The organism is Bradyrhizobium sp. 18BD (assembly GCF_054185225.1).
Genome location: NZ_JAVAYL010000003.1, coordinates 394702 through 411599 on the forward strand (window position 1 = coordinate 394702; position 16898 = coordinate 411599).

Annotated in this window: 17 protein-coding genes and 1 tRNA gene; 2 read left to right on the top strand and 16 right to left on the bottom strand. The window is 65.0% G+C overall.

What is annotated here, in order from left to right:
* Positions 1-291 precede the first annotated feature (291 nt).
* The 6 genes from RAD16_RS08015 to RAD16_RS08040 all read right to left on the bottom strand — a co-directional run bounded on the left by RAD16_RS08015 (position 292) and on the right by RAD16_RS08040 (position 5619).
* Positions 292-1011 carry an ABC transporter ATP-binding protein gene (locus tag RAD16_RS08015; RefSeq protein ID WP_458157319.1) on the bottom strand — a complete coding sequence of 240 codons (720 nt, stop codon included), beginning with the start codon at positions 1009-1011 and terminating at the stop codon, positions 292-294.
* Positions 1008-1775: an ABC transporter ATP-binding protein gene (locus RAD16_RS08020; RefSeq protein ID WP_326901966.1), complete on the bottom strand. Its 768-nt coding sequence runs from the start codon at positions 1773-1775 to the stop codon at positions 1008-1010. Before RAD16_RS08020 ends, RAD16_RS08015 begins: the two co-directional genes overlap by 4 nt.
* Positions 1765-2736, bottom strand: a complete 972-nt coding sequence (locus RAD16_RS08025) for a branched-chain amino acid ABC transporter permease (RefSeq protein WP_458157320.1) — start codon at positions 2734-2736, stop codon at positions 1765-1767. The genes RAD16_RS08020 and RAD16_RS08025 overlap by 11 nt, the downstream gene beginning before the upstream one ends.
* Positions 2736-3599: a branched-chain amino acid ABC transporter permease gene (locus RAD16_RS08030; protein WP_458157321.1), complete on the bottom strand. Its 864-nt coding sequence runs from the start codon at positions 3597-3599 to the stop codon at positions 2736-2738. The genes RAD16_RS08025 and RAD16_RS08030 overlap by 1 nt, the downstream gene beginning before the upstream one ends.
* Before the next feature lie 66 nt (positions 3600-3665).
* Complete coding sequence (locus RAD16_RS08035) at positions 3666-4919, bottom strand: ABC transporter substrate-binding protein (protein ID WP_458157322.1); 1254 nt, start codon at positions 4917-4919, stop codon at positions 3666-3668.
* A 337-nt stretch (positions 4920-5256) separates the two neighbouring features.
* Entirely contained in the window at positions 5257-5619 is a 363-nt protein-coding gene (locus RAD16_RS08040; protein WP_458157419.1) for a DUF1428 domain-containing protein, read from the bottom strand.
* A 213-nt stretch (positions 5620-5832) separates the two neighbouring features.
* Between RAD16_RS08040 and RAD16_RS08045 the strand changes: the two genes are divergently transcribed.
* On the top strand, positions 5833-6918 hold the full coding sequence (locus RAD16_RS08045; protein WP_458157323.1) for a DUF3616 domain-containing protein: 1086 nt from the start codon (positions 5833-5835) through the stop codon (positions 6916-6918).
* Between the two features lie 91 nt (positions 6919-7009).
* Here the strand turns inward: RAD16_RS08045 and RAD16_RS08050 are convergent.
* The 9 genes from RAD16_RS08050 to RAD16_RS08090 form a co-directional block, all read right to left on the bottom strand.
* A tRNA-Gln gene (locus tag RAD16_RS08050) sits at positions 7010-7083 on the bottom strand.
* Between the two features lie 169 nt (positions 7084-7252).
* Entirely contained in the window at positions 7253-7456 is a 204-nt protein-coding gene (locus RAD16_RS08055) for a hypothetical protein (protein ID WP_458157324.1), read from the bottom strand.
* A 154-nt stretch (positions 7457-7610) separates the two neighbouring features.
* The gene (locus tag RAD16_RS08060) at positions 7611-7931 is read right to left on the bottom strand and encodes a hypothetical protein (RefSeq protein ID WP_458157325.1); all 321 of its coding nucleotides are present in this window, start codon (positions 7929-7931) and stop codon (positions 7611-7613) included.
* 339 nt (positions 7932-8270) lie between these two features.
* Positions 8271-9242 carry a Bug family tripartite tricarboxylate transporter substrate binding protein gene (locus tag RAD16_RS08065; RefSeq protein WP_458157326.1) on the bottom strand — a complete coding sequence of 324 codons (972 nt, stop codon included), beginning with the start codon at positions 9240-9242 and terminating at the stop codon, positions 8271-8273.
* A gap of 57 nt (positions 9243-9299) precedes the next feature.
* Complete coding sequence (locus RAD16_RS08070; RefSeq protein WP_458157327.1) at positions 9300-10430, bottom strand: iron-containing alcohol dehydrogenase; 1131 nt, start codon at positions 10428-10430, stop codon at positions 9300-9302.
* Between the two features lie 16 nt (positions 10431-10446).
* Positions 10447-11481: a 4-hydroxythreonine-4-phosphate dehydrogenase PdxA gene (gene pdxA, locus RAD16_RS08075; protein WP_458157328.1), complete on the bottom strand. Its 1035-nt coding sequence runs from the start codon at positions 11479-11481 to the stop codon at positions 10447-10449.
* Positions 11478-12584, bottom strand: coding sequence for a four-carbon acid sugar kinase family protein (locus tag RAD16_RS08080; protein WP_458157329.1), 1107 nt, complete (start codon positions 12582-12584; stop codon positions 11478-11480). Before RAD16_RS08080 ends, pdxA begins: the two co-directional genes overlap by 4 nt.
* A complete protein-coding gene (locus tag RAD16_RS08085) occupies positions 12581-14026 on the bottom strand; it encodes an FAD-binding oxidoreductase (RefSeq protein ID WP_458157330.1) in 1446 nt (481 codons plus the stop codon). Before RAD16_RS08085 ends, RAD16_RS08080 begins: the two co-directional genes overlap by 4 nt.
* A 27-nt stretch (positions 14027-14053) precedes the next feature.
* Positions 14054-14974 carry a dihydrodipicolinate synthase family protein gene (locus RAD16_RS08090; RefSeq protein ID WP_458157331.1) on the bottom strand — a complete coding sequence of 307 codons (921 nt, stop codon included), beginning with the start codon at positions 14972-14974 and terminating at the stop codon, positions 14054-14056.
* Between the two features lie 122 nt (positions 14975-15096).
* Between RAD16_RS08090 and RAD16_RS08095 the strand changes: the two genes are divergently transcribed.
* Positions 15097-15930 carry an IclR family transcriptional regulator gene (locus tag RAD16_RS08095; RefSeq protein ID WP_458157332.1) on the top strand — a complete coding sequence of 278 codons (834 nt, stop codon included), beginning with the start codon at positions 15097-15099 and terminating at the stop codon, positions 15928-15930.
* Positions 15931-15945: 15 nt separating this feature from the next.
* On the opposite strand, the gene RAD16_RS08100 is transcribed toward RAD16_RS08095, so the two are convergent.
* On the bottom strand, positions 15946-16848 hold the full coding sequence (locus RAD16_RS08100) for an MBL fold metallo-hydrolase (RefSeq protein ID WP_458157333.1): 903 nt from the start codon (positions 16846-16848) through the stop codon (positions 15946-15948).
* Positions 16849-16898: the final 50 nt, after the last annotated feature.

Below are 16898 nucleotides of genomic sequence, written 5' to 3' on the forward strand. Positions count from 1 at the left end.
AAACAATCCAGAGTCTTTCCGCGGAGGGATTCTGGATTGCTTCGCTGCGCTCGCAATGACGGCGTGGGTGCAGCTCCCCTACAGCCGCTCCATCTGGGCATTCGCGCGCGCGACGCCAGCAACGGCTGGGCGAGATCAGGCGGCCGTCACCGGACAAGCGCCTCGACAAGCTCTGCCACATCGTCATCAGCCGCATCGTGGCCTGGATGCGCGACCATGAAGGCGTGCTGCGCGCCGCGCTTCAGCGCGGCTTGCCGCCTGCCTGTTGCTGCTGTTGCAGGCGGAGATTGATCAATCCACGCCGAGATAGGCCTTCTGCACCTGTGGATCCTCCGCGAGCGCGGCGGCCGTGCCCGACAGCACGCTTTTGCCGACCTGAAGTACGGTCGCAAAATCCGACACTTCCAGCGCGAGCTCGATCGACTGCTCGGCGAGCAGGATGGTCAGGCCCTCGCGATGCAGGCGGCCGAAAGTCTCGTACATGGATTCGACCACCGCTGGAGCCAAGCCGAGCGACGGCTCGTCCAGCATCAAGAGCTTCGGGTCGCTCATCAGCGCGCGGCCCACCGCGAGCATCTGCCGCTCGCCGCCGGACATGGTGCCGGCGCGCTGGTTGCGGCGCTCCTTCAGGCGCGGGAATATCTCGTAGACGCGCTCGAGCAGCGTGGCCTGGCGCGACTTGTCCTGCAGCGGCGTCGCGCCGAGCATGAGGTTGTTCTCGACGCTCTGCTGCACGAACAGCCGCCAGCCCTCCGGCGACAGCGCCAACCCCTTGCGCACGATGGAGAACGCATTCTGGCCGACGATCTCCTCGCCGCGAAAGCTGATCGAGCCGGCATGCACGGGAATGAGACCCGCGATCGCGTTCAGCGTCGTGGTCTTGCCGCCGCCATTGGAGCCGAGCAGCGCGACGACGCTGCCTTCCGGCACCTCCAGCGACACGTCGGAGACGCCGATGAGGTCGCCATAGCGCACCTCGAGGCGCTCGATCCTGAGAAGCGCTCCGCTCATAGGTCCGGCCCGCCCATCAGCTCGACCGGCGTATGGCCCGCGGCCGCCTTGGCCGCGCGCGTGCCGAGATAGGCCGCGATCACCGCAGGGTTCGAGGTGACCTCGCGCGGCGAGCCGCGGGCGATCTCCTTGCCCTGGTGAAACACCATCACGCGGCTCGCGAGCGACATGATCACTTCCATGATGTGCTCGACGATGACGAGCGTGATCCCGGAGCGGTGGATGTCGCGGACGAGATCGATCGCGAGCTTGACCTCATGCGCGTTGAGCCCGGCCATGGCCTCGTCGAGCAGCAGCACTTTTGGCTCGGTCGCGAGCGCGCGGGCGATTTCCAGCCGCTTGCGGCCGGGCGTGCCGAGCGATCGCGCAGGCGCCTCCGCCAGCCTGCTCATGCCGACCCGCTCCAGCACGGCGCGCGCCTTGCTCTCGGCCTCCTTGCGATGCGAGGTGCGCAGGAATGCGCCGATCATGACGTTCTCGAGCACTGTCATGCCTTCAAACGTCTGCGGCACCTGGAAGGTGCGCGCGAGCCCGAGCCCGGCGCGCTGCTCCGGCGCGAAGTCGGTGATATCGGTCCCCTCGAACAGCACGCGGCCCGAAGTGGTCTTGAGGTCGCCGGTGAGGCAATTGAAGAAGGTGGATTTTCCCGCGCCGTTCGGGCCGATCAGGCCGAGAATGTCGCCCTGCTCCAAGGTCACGGACGCATCGTCCACCGCCTTGAAGCTGCCGAACGCCTTGGTGATGCCGCGAGCTTCAAGGAGCATGGCTTGCTCCCTTATCGGACTTTGTCTTGCTCCGCCGCGTGAACAGGCTGAGCAGCCCACCCGGCTGGAAACGCGCGATCAGCACGATGATCGCGCCATAGACCACGAAGGTGAGACCTGCGCCCTTGCCGCCGAGCCAGCTGTTGGAGATCTCCTCCAGCGGCACGAGGATCGCGGCCCCCACCAGCGGCCCGAACAGCAGCCCTGCCCCGCCCAGCGCCGCCATGATCAAAATCTTCACCGAGATCAGGATGCCGAGACCGGACTCGGGATCGACGAAGCCGAACATCATCGCATAGAGCGCACCGGCAACGCTCGTCAGAGCCGCGCTCAGCATATAGGCGTAGAGCTTGGTGCGGCTGGCCGGCGCGCCGAGCGAGCGCGCGGCGCGCTCGGAATCCTTGATCGCGCGCAGGTAAAATCCCATCCGGCTATTGGTCATCCACCAGGTGATGAGGAGCGTGATCACGAGCACGAGCAGGAAGAGATAGTAGTACGGCAGCGATGACAGGAACGAGAGATCGAAGATGTTGCGCGGCACGGTCGGCCCCGAAAGGCCGACGGCCGCACCCAGCCATTCCGTGTTGGTCACGATCAGCCGCATCGTCTCGGCGACTGCGATCGTCGCCATGCTGAAATAATGGCCCGAAAGCCGCAGCGTCGGCACGCCGACGACCGCGGCAAGGCCCACCGCCAGCACGATGCCGCCGGGAATACCGAACAGCGGCGACAGGCCGAATTTGGCGTAGGAGCCCATTGCGGCATAGGCGCCGCAGCCGAAGAACACGACATGACCGACCGAGACCTGCCCGGCATAGCCGCCGACGATATTCCAGGCGGACGCGGCGATGGCGTAGAGCAGCACCAGCGCGCCGAGGCGCTGCTGGAACGGGGAGGACAGCAGCAGCGGATAGGCGATCGCAAAGGCTGCGACGACCGAGAGCCAGATCCAGCGACGCATCACATCTTCCCCATCAGGCCCTGCGGCCGGAACCAGAGGAAGAACAGGAACAGCACGTAGACGACGATGTCCTTGTAGATCGCACCGATCAGATAGCCTGACAGCGACTCGATCACGCCGATCAGGAGCCCCGCGACGAGCGCGCCCGGCACGCTGCCGAAACCGCCGAGCGAGACGGTGACGAAGGCAACGATACCCAGCGTCTCGCCGACCGTCGGCACGATGTAGAAGAAATTCGCGATCAGCGCGCCGGCAAGGCCGGTGGCGCCGGCCGCGATCGCCCAGGCGACCGCCTGCATGGTGTCGGGCCGGATGCCCATGAGCTGGGCCGCAGTCTGGTCCTCCGCCACCGCCAGCATTTTCGAGCCGAGCGAGGTGCGCGTCAGCAAGAGATGCAGCCCGAGCGTCACCAGCAGTGCGACGACGCCGGCGAGCAGCCTGGAGGCCTCGATGCGCAGGCCGGCGAAGGCATAAGTGCCGCCGACGATATTCGGCGGCATCGACAGGAAATTGGCACCGAACCACCAGAACACGGAATAACGCAGCAGCAGCGCGAGCCCGAACGTGCCGAGGATCTGCGCCAGCATCGGCCCTTTCATGATGCCGCGGATCAGGGCGAAGTAGACGATGACGCCGAGGGTGGCGAGCCCCAGCGTCGCCAGCGGTGCGCCGAGGATCGGCCCGCCGCCCATCAGCGTGTACACGACATAGGCGACGTACATGCCGAGCATGACGAAATCGCCATGCGCGAAATTGACGATGTTCATCATGCCCCACACCAGTGTGAGGCCGGAGGAAAACAGGGCGTAGACGGCGCCAAGCAGAAGCCCGCCGACGATCACCTGCACGAGGACAAAGGACATGAGCCGCGTTGCTCTGATCAGATCATTCCGGGAATGGCGGGGCGCGCGGCCCCGCCCTCAAAAATCTTACCAGCCCTTATAGGGCAGCACCGGCGGCTTCTCGGCATTGGCCTTCGGCCACACCGCGACGTAGTTCTCACCGTCCTGAAGCTGGATGATGGCGCCGGAGGCCAGGATGTTCTGGCCCTTGTCGTCGAACTTCACGCCCTTGTAGCCGATCATGAGCTGCTCGGGCTTCAGGTCCGTCGCCTTCAGCGCCGCCTGGATTTTTGCGGGCTCGGTCGAACCGGCGCGGTCGATGGCTTCGGCCAGCACGAAGAAGCCCTGCATCTGGCGGGCGACCGTGTCGTCCATCTCCTCGCCGCTCTTCTTCTTGTACATGTCGGCGATGATGGCCGACGGCGAGCCCGACGGCCCCACCACCCAGGACGAGCGGTTGAACACGCCCTGCGAGATCTTGCCGACCGCCTTGGTGAAGGACGGATCGGAATAGCCGGCGTCGTCGGCGAGCAGCACGGGCGGCTTGTAGTCGAGCGACTGCATGGTCTTTGCGAACAGGATCGCGTCCGACGTGTAGCTGATCATGATGATGACGTCGGGCTTCTTGTCCTTGAGCTGGAGCACCTGCCCCTGCAAATCGGTCGCGTTGACGGGATAGGCGACGTCGAGGGCGATCGGCTGGCCCTTCTCCTTGAAGGCGCCGGCGATGGTGTTCGCGACCGAGGTGCCGTATTCGGTGTTGTCATGCACCAGCGCGACGTTGTCGGTCTTGGCGCCCTGCGCCTTGATGTCGGCGAGGAAGTCGACATAGATCTTTGCGAAGTCGGTCGCGATCGGCGTGGTGCGGAAGAACCATTTGAAGCCGCGCTCGGTGAGATTGGCGGCGACCGACTCGGAGTTCAGGAAGGGAACGCCGTATTTCTCGGCGATCGCGCTCGAGGTCAGCGTCACGCCGGATTGATAGGAGCCGAACACCGCGGCCACCTTCTCTTCCGTAATCAGGCGCAGCGCCTGGTTCTGGCCGGTCGCCGGGTTGCCCTGGTTGTCGGCGATAATCACCTCGACCTTGGCACCGCCGAGGCCGGCAAGACCGGCATTCTTGGCCAGCGGGAAGTTGCCGAGCTCCGGATGGGCGTTGTTGATGATGTCGGTGGCGACATCGAGCGCCGCCTTGGCGTGCGCGCCGATCGAGGCGGTGCCGCCGGACATCGGCATGATCACGCCGATCTTGACGACCTTGTCCTGCGCCTGCGCGCTATAGCCCAGCCCAAAAGACATCGCGGCCGCGCAAAGCAGCCCGGTGACGTGCTTCAAATTCATGAAATCAGACCTCCCTAAAGGGTTTCCCCAACCAAGATTTTTTGGAAGCTTTCGGCTTAAGCGCCTGCTTCCGTTTGTTTATGCCTGGCTGGCCATAGGATGGCATGTCAGCCGGATACCGGCAAGGTGAAACGAATTGCCACGATGCTGCATCGGGCCGCATCGATTACGCGCGAAAATGCGCGCAGCGTTCTATCTGGCGTCGCTCACCTCAAGCATAGCAACTGCAGCGGTCGACTGGATCATAGCCCGGGTGAGCGCAGCGATATCAGGGGCAACTGGGGTACCACCCGGATGTCGCTTCGCTCATCCGGGCTACGGGTCCCCTGCTACATCCTCAACCAACCACGTCGCTCGCCCTCAGCAGCGTCGTGAAGCCGCCATAGATCATGCGCTTGCCGTCGAACGGCATATCGCCGCCCTTCAACCGCGCATCCGCCATCACCTTCTTGTTGACGGCGTCACGGGTCTCGCGATCGCGATAGACGATCCAGGAGAACACGACGACCTCGTCCTCCTTCGCCAGCACCGCGCGGGGAAACGATGTCAGTTCGCCATAGGGCACGTCGTCGCCGATGCATTCGACATAGTCGAGCGCACCGTGCTCCATCCAGACCGCGCAAGCCGTTTTCGCCAGCGCCTTGTAGGCCTCGATCTTGTTCTTCGGCACGGCCAGCACGAAACCATCGACATAGGGCATCATGGATCTCCTCGGGTTGTGTCTCCCAAGGACGATGGGCGGCGCGGCAATCCGACGGCGACAATGTGATTTCACATGAGGCAAACCGTCGCGAGCGGCGGGGTGCGAAGCATGGGACGATCCGACGCACTTGCCGGTTGCGCTGCATCGTTTGACACGCCTGCGATGCACGTGCATGCTGGTCTTTTTATTGCTTGTTTTGAGGAATTGCGCATGGCCCGGATTGCTTACGCATTGCGCTTGCTGGTCATCACCTCTTTTTCGTCGAGCATGGCCGTTGGACTGGCGGCAGCACAAACGGTCGGCGATATCGTCATCTATCGCGGCGCTTGCGACGGCTCTGCGGCAGTCGCTCTCGATCAAAACCGTTTTGCCGTCGCCGACGACGACAGCAATGTCCTCAACACCTACGAGATCGGAAAGCCGGACGCTGTCGGGCTCAATCTCGATGGGTTCCTCGACGCACCGTTAAAGAAGAAACAACCCGGACCGGACGGCAAACCGGCGTACAAGGAAGCCGATATCGAGGGCGCAGCGCGGATCGGCGATCGCATCTATTGGATCGGCTCGCACGGCCGCGATTCCGACGGAGACGCCGAGCCGGGCCGCGCGCGTTTGTTCGCGACGCGGATCGTGCCTGATCCGGCGGGACCCCGCCTCGAGCCGGTCAATTCCACGGCCGACAAGACCAAACCCGCAGTCTACACGAATCTGCGCGAGGACATGTTCGTTGACGAAAAGCTGAAACCGTTGATGCTTGCCGAGGCCTATGCGCCGGACAAGAAGAAGGATGGGCCGCCCCCGGAATCGGACAACGGGTTCAACATCGAGGGTCTCGCTGCGACGCCGGATGGCCGCCTCCTGATCGGATTTCGCAATCCGCGCCCCGGCAACAATGCCGTGGTGATCCGTCTCGACAATCCGGCCGAGGTGGCGGACGGCAAGAAGCCCGTCTTCGGCCAATCATGGCAGCTGGAAAATCTCGAAGGACGCGGCATCCGCAGCATCGAGCGGATCAACGACACCTACGTCATCGTCGCCGGCCCCCATCTCGACGCCGACAAGTCGAGCATCAAGCCGCCGTTCGCGCTGTACACCTGGAGTGGCCAGGAGGGCGACGCCAAGCCGGTCAGGATGAAGGACGTGGCGATGCCCGCCGATTTCACACCTGAAGCGGTGTTTGCGATTCCGGGCAGCGCGAACATGATGCTGTTGTCCGACGATGGCAGCAAGATTTGCAAGAAGGCGGACAAGCCCGACAAATCCTTCCGGGCGTTGACCCTGCTGGCGCCAAAATAACGGCTGGCTGTCGGTGATTGGCCTGATCAACTTCGCGGGGCCCGCAGGCCGGGCGCGCCGCCGATCTTCGGCCGTGTCTCGGCCGGAGAGCTGGCTGGGGAACCTGGATTCGAACCAAGACAAACAGAGTCAGAGTCTGTTGTGCTACCGTTACACCATTCCCCAACGGAATAGTCGAACAAATTCAATAACTTGATGATTTGTCCGACTGCGGCCGGAAGCGCGTTTGGCGCAAATCACGGCTCAGGCGTGGCAGCGTTCTACCCGCTCGCATCTGGGCTGGCAAGCGCTGCGGTGCAAGGAGCTGTTGACCCGTCCGCGGGCCACGACAGGCCTATTCCGGCGCGATCGTTGCGAGCCCGGCTTCGATGATCGTGATCTCCTCGTTGACCTGCGCGATGGCCTGCGTTGGGTCGACGCCGGTGACCGACACCAGCTGCCGCAGAAGATCCTGCCGGTGCGCCAGAATATCGTGGAGCGCATCGCGATCCTTCAGCCGCACATATCCTTCGACGATCAATTCAACCGAACGGGACATCGTACCCTCAATCTTGGGTTACTCTTCGGATATCCAAAATAGAACGATTGGGGCGCCGGCGTGAGCACGATGTCCCGTCAACCTTGACCGGTAAGGCTAACAATGCGGGCGCAAACCCGCATTTGATCTGGATCAAGCCCCTACCCGGCCCGCATCAGTGCGGACGCCCGATGTTAACGACGATCTCGCGCCGGCCGTTTGCGATCATCACCTGACCGTATTCGTCCTGCGGCGGGCTTTCCTCGTAGCGCAGCGGGATCGTGGTGATCTCCTCGTGCGCCGAGCCGGCCGGCTGCTCGGCGCTCACGTCCAGGATCAGGATCTTCGGATTGATGCCCTGCGGCGAGCGCTTGGTCAGCCGGGCCTGCCAGCCATCGGTCGGGACCCGCACGTCACCGGTCATGACCAGCTTGGGCGGCGCGCCCGGCGCACGGTCGATCCAGGCCCTAAAGGTGTTTCTCAGCAGGACGGTCATGACACGCGTCTCCTTTGCCAAGTTGCGCGATCCTTCAGTCGCGGGCGCAACATGGCGGGCGAGGCGAAACCGAACGTGAATTGCCCGTGAATTCGACGCGATCGCAAATCCGCCCGGCGACGGCCGGACGCCCCGGCCGCTCACGCTGGCCGGTCGGCTGCGGGCCGGGAGGCTCTTTCCGGGGATCGGCCGCCGACATGAAGAAAGAATAGCATCTTGTTGCAATGGCTGCGGAATTCGCCTTCGCAGCCTATCGCGCACCGATTTCGATCCAGCCTTCCGCCCCCTGGTTGGCGGCGCGTGCCCGGGAGCATGCCCCCGGGTTGGGCAGCCCCCCGCCTACTCCAGCTTGATGTTCGCGGCCTCGATCACCTTCTTCCACCGCTCGGTCTCGGAGGCGATGTAGGCCTTGAAGGGTTCGGAATCGATCGCGACCGCGGAGGCGCCGAGCTCAGCCATCTTCTGCACCGTCTCGGGCTGCTGCATGAAGGCGCGGATCTCGGCCGAGAGCTTTTCGACGATCGGCTTCGGCGTGCCAGCCGGCACGAAGAAGCCGTGCCAGGCGACGGCCTCGAAGCCCGGCAGGAATTCGGCGACGGCCGGGACTTGCGGATCGAAATCGGCTCGCTTCGGTGTTGCGGTCGCCAGCATCGCGAGCTGGCCGGTCTTCACCTGCGGCAACAGCAGCGGCACATTATCGAAGGCCAGATCGATCTGGCCGCTGAGGAGATCCGTCAGCATCTGGCTCGAGCCCTTGTAGGGCACGTGCACCATCTTGGTGCCCGTCATCTGCTGGAACAGCTCACCGGCGAGATGCTGCGAGGTGCCGACGCCGGCCGAGCCGAACGAGACCTTGTCCGGGTTCGCCTTGAGGAACGCGATCAGCTCCGGCACGGTGCGCGCCTTGATCTTGTTGGGGTTGACGACGAGCACGTTGGGCACGACGCTGATCTGCGCGACCGGGGTCAGATCCTTATCCGGCTGGTAGCTGAGCTTCGGACCGTAGAGCGACGGGTTGATCGCGAGCGCGGAGGTGCTGGCGAGGCCGAGCGTGATGCCATCAGGCGCCGACTTGGCGAGCCGCGTCACGCCGAGGATCGAGCCGGCGCCGCCGACATTCTCGACCACGAAGGGCTTGCCGAGCTTGACCAGCAGATGGTTCGAGACCATGCGCGCGAAGATGTCAGCCGTGCCGCCGGCGGCGAAGGGAACGATCACCGTCACCTGCTTGGACGGATAGCCCTCCTGCGCCTGCACCGGTGACGTCGCCAGCAGCACCGCCGACACAAGACCAAGCCACATCGATCTCATCGAAGTTTCCTCTACTTTCACTGTGTTGTTGATTGGCTGCGGCGCGCCGCAGAAATGTCAGAACGCGACCTCGTACATGTTCAGGATCGCATCACGGTTCAAATCGCGCGGGTTGTTGTCGAGCAGGCGCCTGATAGCGTGCGCCTCGTCGGCCATCACGCCGAGATCGTTCTTGGGTACGCCGAGCGCGGACAGCCGCATCTCGATGCCGAGATTTTTGCAGAACCCGTAAGTGGCATCGAAAGCGAGCTTCGGATCGCCGCGCGCCGGCAGCCCCAGCGCGCCGAGCACGGCCATCGTCTTCGCCTCCACCGCCGGCATGTTGAAGGCCAGCGTGTGCGGGAAGATCAGCGCGCAGGCGAGCCCATGGGCGACGTGATGGCGCGTGCCGAGCGGATAGGCCACGGCATGGCCCGCGGTGGTGTTCACCGGCCCGAGGCAATAGCCGCCATAGAGCGACGCCAGCGAAAGGCCGGCGCGGGCCTCGCGGTCATCGCCGTCGGCGACGGCGCGCGCGAGATAGCGGCCGACCAGCCGCGCGCCCTCGAGCGCATAGAGATCGATCGCCGGATGCGCCTTGCGGCTGGTATAGGCCTCGACGCAATGCGCCAGCGCATCGACGCCGGTTGCGGCGGTGACCTCCTTCGGCACGGTCATGGTGAGGTCGGGATCGACGATGGCGATATCGGCCATCATGAAGCGGCTCTGCACCGCCTGCTTGTTCTGGCTGACGGGATCGGTGACCAGCGCGCGGGTGCCGGCCTCGCTGCCGGTGCCGGAGGTGGTCGGGATCTGCATCAGCGCCACACTGCGCCCTGCGACTTTCTCGGGCCCGACGATGTCGGCAAAGGCCACATCATTCGTGCAGAGCGCCGCGACCAGCTTGGCGAGATCCATCGCGCTGCCGCCGCCGAAGCCGACGACGAGATCGGGCTTGACCTCCTTCGCCATCGCCACCGCCTTCTCCAGATTGGGCAGATCCGGCTCGGGCTTGACGTCGCCGAACACTTTCACCGCGCCCGGCAGCGCCAGCGTGTCGACGCGGCGCGCATTGAACGGATCGGAAATCACCAGCGGCCGCCTTGCACCGATCCGCTCGGCGAAGCGCGCCGCAGCACCGATCGTGCCGTTGCCGAACTCCAGGATGCCTGGACGTTGGATTTCGATGGGCGTGAAAGCGTTGGTCATTGTGCGTACGATCTCGTCACTTTGCTGCGGAAGCGCCGGCCGACAACTGTTCGGCATAGTCGATGGCCTCGATCAGGCTGTGCTCGTTGGCGATGCCCTTGCCGGCGATGTCGAAGGCGGTGCCGTGATCGACGGAGGTACGGATGATCGGCAGGCCCAGCGTGATGTTGACGCCGGAGAGCTCCTGCCAGCGGCCGGTTGCGGGATCGACCTGGAAGCCGAGCAGCTTGACGGGAATGTGCCCCTGGTCGTGATACATCGCGACCGCGGCGTCATACTGGCCCGCGCGCAGCTTGACGAAGATGGTGTCGCCGGGCACGGGGCCGACGACGTCGAGGCCGTCGGCGACCGCTTTCGCGATCGTCGGCGCCGACACGTCGATGTCCTGCCGGCCGAACAGACCGCCCTCGCCAGCATGCGGATTGAGCGCTGCGATCGCGATCTTCGGCTTCGCGATGCCGAGCCGCAGCAAGGCATCGTTGGTGAGATCAATCACCATGCGCAGCCGCTCCGGCGTCAGGCGCTTCGGCACGTCCTCCAGTGCGACATGGGTCGAGACATGGCTGACGCGCATGTTGCCGTGGGCGAGCAGCATCACCGAGCCGCGGACGCCGGTGAGATGCGCCAGCATTTCGGTATGGCCGGGGAAATGATAGCCGGCCTTGTTGAGGGCTTCCTTGTTCAGCGGCGCGGTGACGATGGCCGCGGTCCGGCCGGCCTGCGTCAGGCGCACGCCCTGCTCGATCGCCTTGTAAGCGAAGCGGCCGCCATCGGCGCTGAGCACGCCCGGCTTGATCGGATCGCCCTCGGCGTCGGCCTGCAGGTAGCAGAGATTGGGCCATTCGCGATCGTCGGCCGTGACCTCCGGGATCGCGACGTCGGCGCCGAGCGCAGCCTTCGCACCATCGAGCGCCGCGCCGCTGCCGATCACCAACAGACGCAGATCGCCCTTTGCGATCCTGTCCTTCAGCCCGACACAGGCCTTGACGATGATCTCCGGCCCGATCCCGGCGGGATCGCCCATGGTGATGGCAAGATGACGAGAGGTCATGTCGGACTCTCCATTCTGAGCAGATGATTGTCCCGGAGCAAGTCGCGCCACAGCTCGCTGGGACCGAATGCACCGGATTTCGAGATGACGTCGACCCCGGCCCAGCGACCGCCTTGCAGGATCGAGCGCGGCAATCCCGGCACGATACGCCCTGTCACCTGGAGGGCGTGCGCGTCAAGGGCAACACATGCGGCCTTCAAGGTCTCGCCGCCGGCAACAATCAACGTACCCGGTGGTTCGAGAGTTGTGATCAGCGCCGCCATTTCGCGTGCGATCCGCTGCGCTGCCTCGGCGCGTGACAGGCCATCCGGAAGCGCGAACTGTACCAAGGCCACACCGTCGTCGGCCAGCTTGCGCTGAACTCCGGCGCCGCCCTCGCCTCCGGCCAGCGCGATGGTGGCTTCGCCACAGGCCGCGAGTTGAGCGGCCGTGGCGGGCTGGTCGGAGCCGAACAGTCCCAGCACCGGCCGCTTCAGTTCAGACGGGGTATCGGCACGGTGGCTGCGTGCCAGCGCGCCGGCCAATCCGCCGCTGCCGCACCACAGCACCGGCCCAGGCATGCGCCGAGCCATCTCGACGACGCGGTCAAGGCAAATGTCGCTCTCGGCGTCGAACACCTGAACGCCGCCCTGCGACAGCGTGTCAGCTCCAGCCAACAGTGCCTCGATGCCGTCCTGCCTGAGTTGATCCAGCAGATTGTCGCCGACGCGATGCCATTCGCCTTGCACCGTGCGCGCGAATTGCTGGCCACCAGCGGTGCGGCGCCCCTGATAGTCGAAGGCCGGTGCAACCACGCAGGAGGCCCACTGGCCTCCATGCAGACAGGCGCCGAGCTCGGCCGCCCACGCACCGCGCAGCAGGCTGTCGACCTTCTTGTAGGCGATTGTCGCGCCCTGAAGCTGCGGCGCCAGTCGTCCGACGATCTCGACGCTCTCGGCCTTGGATCGCTCGCGGGTCCCGCTGTCGATCGCGAGGCTCTGCGCCTTTGGCACTGCAGGTGCATCCGCCCAAATGACGTCGAACGGTCCGCACAGGCCGACGAACTCCGCCGCAGTATCGAGCGCACCGGTGAGATCGTCGGCAAGCAGGCGGACGCTCGTCATCGCTGCACGCCTCCCCCGGCAAAAATCTTGCCCGGATTCATCAGGCCGTTCGGATCGAGCAACCTCTTGATATCGCGCATCAGCTCGACATCGAGGGGATCGGTGACGCGGGCCAGCCGGCCGCGATTGGTGATGCCGATGCCGTGCTCGGCGCTGATCGCCCCGCCCTGCGCCGCGGTCTCATCGTCGACGATCTCGTTGATCTCGGACACCAGCTTCGCCGTCGCTTCCGGATCCTGGCAATGCACGCGATCGATCAGGGCCACGACATGGATGTTGCCGTCGCCGATATGGCCGTGCATCACAACATTCGCATGCGGCACAGCGGCCTTGATCCGGGCCTCGACATTGTTGACGAAGGCCGCCTGGCGCTCCAGGGGCACCACGCTGTCATGCGACACCACATAGCCGCTGCGCTTGTTGCCTTCGGACACGCTGTGCCGCACGGCCCAGATCGCTTTTGCCTGAGCGAGGCTGGTGGCCAATATCGCGTCCTCAGCGAGCCCGGCCTCCATCGCATCCGCAAGCACCGTGGCGAGAGGCTCGTCAAGATCGACGCCGGCAAGCGTATCGGTCAGCTCGACGATCAGGTACCACGGCGTCGTCAGCTCGAAGGGAATGGTCACATGCGGCACGGTCGCGGCGATCGCCTCGATCTGCGAGCGCGACATGATCTCGAGGCTGCCGAGGCGGTCGCCGACCGCACCGCGCAGGCGCGCCATGATCTCGAGCGCCTGCTCGACGCCCTGAAGTTTCAACAGCGCCAGGGCCGAGCTGCGCGTCGGCGCGAACAGTTTCAGCACCGCCGCGGTGACGATGCCGAGCGTGCCTTCCGCGCCGATGAAGAGCTGCTTGAGCGCGTAGCCGGTGTTGTCCTTGCGCAGCGCGCGCAAGCCGTTGAAGATTCGCCCGTCCGGCAGCACGACCTCGAGACCAAGCACGAGATCGCGCGTCGGCCCATAGCGCAGCACCGCCGTGCCGCCGGCATTGGTCGAGATGTTGCCGCCGATCTGGCAGGTGCCTTCGGCGCCGAGGCTCAGGGGAAAGTAGCGATCGACGGCTTTCGCCGCGTTCTGCACCTCGGCGAGGATGCAGCCGGCCTCGACCGTGATCGTGTTGGCGAGCGGACTGACATTGCGCACGGCGCGCATGCGATCGAGCCGGATCACGACATTTCCCGATCCGTCATCGGGCGTCGCCGCCCCGCACATGCCGGTATTGCCGCCCTGCGGTACGATCGCTAGCCGCCTTTCGGCGCAGAACTTGACGACGGAAGCGACCTCTTCGGTTGAGCCCGGCTTCACCACCGCGACGGCGCGGCCGTGATAGCGCCCGCGCCAGTCCACGACATAGGGCTCCTGGTCGGCTCCGGACGCGATGACGTGCTTGTCGCCGACGATTGCGGCAAGCCCGGCCAGCGCATCCTGGAAAGAGTCGGACATCGGGTCGCCTCGTCGTCCGTGCCGAACCTAGGCGGAAGCCGCGAATGCCGCAGCATTCGCGAGCAGCTCTTTCAGCTGGTCCGGCTGCAAGGACTCCAGCGGCGGCCGCAGACGCTGCCAACCGGCATGCCTGGTACGATTGGCCACCAGCGCCTTCAGCGACGCCATCTGCGGGAAGCGCGAGACCAGCTCGCGGCCCTTCACGATGCGCGCCTGGGCCGCCTTCAGTGCCGGGTCGTCATCGCTATCGCCGAAGTGCTTGTAGACATAGGCAAGGCTGCGCGCGACGACGTTGGAGGTCGCAGTGATGCAGCCGGCGCCACCCTTGCGCAGCAGCGGCAGCATCAATGGATCGGCGCCGCCGAGGACCGCGAATCCGGGGAAGCGCTCGACCATCGCGGTCATGTTGGCGAAATCGCCAGACGAATCCTTGATGCCGGTGAACGTCGCAGGATAGGTCTTGCGCAGCCGCTCGATCAGCGCATGCGAGATCGGCTGCGCCGACATCTGCGGGTAGTGATAGAGGACGACTTTCAGGCGCGCATCACCGATACGCTGCACCACTTCGCTGTAGGAAGCGAAAACGCCGTCGTCGGTGACGTTCTTGTAGTAGAACGGCGGCAGCATCACCACGGTGTCGACGCCGACCGACAGCGCGTGACGCGTCAGCGCGATGGTCTCGGTGAGCGCCGTAACGCCCGTGCCGGGCAGAAGCCGCTGCGGCGCGATGCCGGCGGCCACCACGGCCTCGAGCAGTGCCGTGCGCTCGGCCACCGAGAACGAGTTCGCCTCGCCGGTGGTGCCGAGCATCGCGATACCGTGGCAGCCCTCGTCCAGGAGATAGCGACAATGCTCCACGAAACGCGCGTGATCGGGCGCGAGCTCGGCGTCGAGCGGCGTCAATGCGGCGGAGAACACGCCATGAGGGTGGAGCGACGATGTCGACAAAACTTCCTCCGATCGCCAGAACGATGTTGTTCGGAATGCGAACATTTGTTATTTGCTGATGTTGTCGTAAAATCAGCGCGCCCCCGCGTCAAGGGCGATGCTGTCATGGCGGGCATTCCAGCATGACCAAGGTGCAAAAGAAGGCCGCGAAGCGCAAAGCTGAAGCTAACTCAAAGAATCCCAAGAATTATGTCGCTTCGGTCGGCAAGGCGTTTGGCGTGCTTCAGAGCTTCACCAGCGAGGCTTTCGAGCTCACCCTGAGTGAGATTGCCGCACGGGCCGATCTCGATCGTGGAACCGCGTTCCGGCTGATCCAGACCCTGGTCGAGCTCGGCTATCTCCAGGCCATTCCGCAGAGCCGCCGGTTCCGCCTGGGCCTCGCCTGTCTCGACCTCGGCTACACCGTGCTGTCGCACGGGTCCTTGCGGACCATCGTCGAGCCCCTGTTGCGCGACCTCGTGCCAGATGTCGGCGATGCCGCCTCGCTCGGCATCCTCGACGGCGGCGACGTAATCTATCTCGCGCGCATCGGCGCCGGCCTCGACCGCCACAAGATGGATCGCCGGCCGGGCACGCGCATTCCCGCCTACAGCGCCGCGCTCGGCCATGTCATGCTGGCGCATCTGGCGCGCGACGAGCAGATCGCGCGATTGGAAGCGCGCCCCCGCGTCAAACTGTCGGAGCGGACGCTGACCGATCTCGATGCCCTGCTCGCGCGGCTCGACCAGGTCAAGAAGAAAGGCCATGCCGTCTCCGATGGCGAGAACGCCTATGGCTTGCGGACGCTGGCAACAGCGATCTTCGATGCCCAGGGTTTTGTGATCGGCGGCTTAAGTGTCACCGTCGATGCGATGCGCATGGACATGCCGGCCTTTCGCGACCAGGCGCTGCCGCGATTGATGCAGGTGACGAGCAAGGTGCAGGATCTCGCAATCAAGTCAGGATTGTCGAGCTGAGTATAGGCGCGCCTCTCAGATGACGATGTTGTCGAGATCGGCCGCGATCCTGCTGTTCGGGAAGATCGCTGCCGCCTCGGCGAGAATCTCTGCGTCCTCGTAGCGTCCCGACATGTGGTTCAGCACGAGCTGTCCCACATTGTTCGCAGCCGCGAAGGAAGCAGCCTCTGCCGCGGTGAGATGGCCGTAATCCCGCGCGGTCGATGCGTCACGATCGAGGAAGGTTGCCTCGATCACGAGCAGGTCGGCATCAGCCACATATTGCGAAAGCCCCTCGGTGGTCTCGATGTCGCCGATCACGACGAGCTTCTTGCCGCCGCTCGGCGGCCCCAGGACATCCTCCGGATCGATCGTCCGATCGGCGATGACGACCGGTCGCCCCTGCGCCAGCTCGCCGCGCAAGGGACCGTCGGGCACGCCGAGCGCCGCGAGGCGATCGGACCGAAGATGGCGACGTGCGGGACTTTGGAAGACGAATCCAAAACTGTCGGTGTCGCGGTGGCGGACCGGAAAGCAGTCGATGCTGAAGTCACCGGCGTCGATGAACCGTCCTTCGGTCAGCGCCGCAAACTCCGCCGAAAGCGGCGCCCTGCCCGCGCCCCAGATGCCCGCCAGCATCTGGATGACGGTGTCGAGCGTCGCCGCTCCGCCGTGAAGGGTCATCACCTCGGCGCTCTGCCGCAGGCGCAGCGTCGAGAACAGGCCGGGGATGCCGAGCACGTGATCGAGATGTGCATGCGTCAGGAGGATGCGGTCAAGCCGCCGAAAGCCGGCGCCACTGCGCAGCAATTGCCGCTGCGTGCCCTCGCCGCAATCGACCAGGATGCGCTGACCGGCCGCCTCCACCAGGAGAGCGGGGTGATTGCGTTCCGCCGAGGGAACGCTTGCGGAGGTCCCGAGAAATGTCAGGGCGAACATGGCCGTCAGTGTCCAGCGACCGCCCTTCTCCGCGACAGCACGGTGGACGG

Coding starts and splice junctions, on each gene's coding strand:
- RAD16_RS08015 (WP_458157319.1), bottom strand. CDS start 1,011: ATGAGCGGAGCGCTTCTCAGGATCGAGCGCCTCGAGGTGCGCTATGGC.
- RAD16_RS08020 (WP_326901966.1), bottom strand. CDS start 1,775: ATGCTCCTTGAAGCTCGCGGCATCACCAAGGCGTTCGGCAGCTTCAAG.
- RAD16_RS08025 (WP_458157320.1), bottom strand. CDS start 2,736: ATGCGTCGCTGGATCTGGCTCTCGGTCGTCGCAGCCTTTGCGATCGCC.
- RAD16_RS08030 (WP_458157321.1), bottom strand. CDS start 3,599: ATGTCCTTTGTCCTCGTGCAGGTGATCGTCGGCGGGCTTCTGCTTGGC.
- RAD16_RS08035 (WP_458157322.1), bottom strand. CDS start 4,919: ATGAATTTGAAGCACGTCACCGGGCTGCTTTGCGCGGCCGCGATGTCT.
- RAD16_RS08040 (WP_458157419.1), bottom strand. CDS start 5,619: ATGCCCTATGTCGATGGTTTCGTGCTGGCCGTGCCGAAGAACAAGATC.
- RAD16_RS08045 (WP_458157323.1), top strand. CDS start 5,833: ATGGCCCGGATTGCTTACGCATTGCGCTTGCTGGTCATCACCTCTTTT.
- RAD16_RS08055 (WP_458157324.1), bottom strand. CDS start 7,456: ATGTCCCGTTCGGTTGAATTGATCGTCGAAGGATATGTGCGGCTGAAG.
- RAD16_RS08060 (WP_458157325.1), bottom strand. CDS start 7,931: ATGACCGTCCTGCTGAGAAACACCTTTAGGGCCTGGATCGACCGTGCG.
- RAD16_RS08065 (WP_458157326.1), bottom strand. CDS start 9,242: ATGAGATCGATGTGGCTTGGTCTTGTGTCGGCGGTGCTGCTGGCGACG.
- RAD16_RS08070 (WP_458157327.1), bottom strand. CDS start 10,430: ATGACCAACGCTTTCACGCCCATCGAAATCCAACGTCCAGGCATCCTG.
- pdxA (WP_458157328.1), bottom strand. CDS start 11,481: ATGACCTCTCGTCATCTTGCCATCACCATGGGCGATCCCGCCGGGATC.
- RAD16_RS08080 (WP_458157329.1), bottom strand. CDS start 12,584: ATGACGAGCGTCCGCCTGCTTGCCGACGATCTCACCGGTGCGCTCGAT.
- RAD16_RS08085 (WP_458157330.1), bottom strand. CDS start 14,026: ATGTCCGACTCTTTCCAGGATGCGCTGGCCGGGCTTGCCGCAATCGTC.
- RAD16_RS08095 (WP_458157332.1), top strand. CDS start 15,097: ATGACCAAGGTGCAAAAGAAGGCCGCGAAGCGCAAAGCTGAAGCTAAC.
- RAD16_RS08100 (WP_458157333.1), bottom strand. CDS start 16,848: ATGTTCGCCCTGACATTTCTCGGGACCTCCGCAAGCGTTCCCTCGGCG.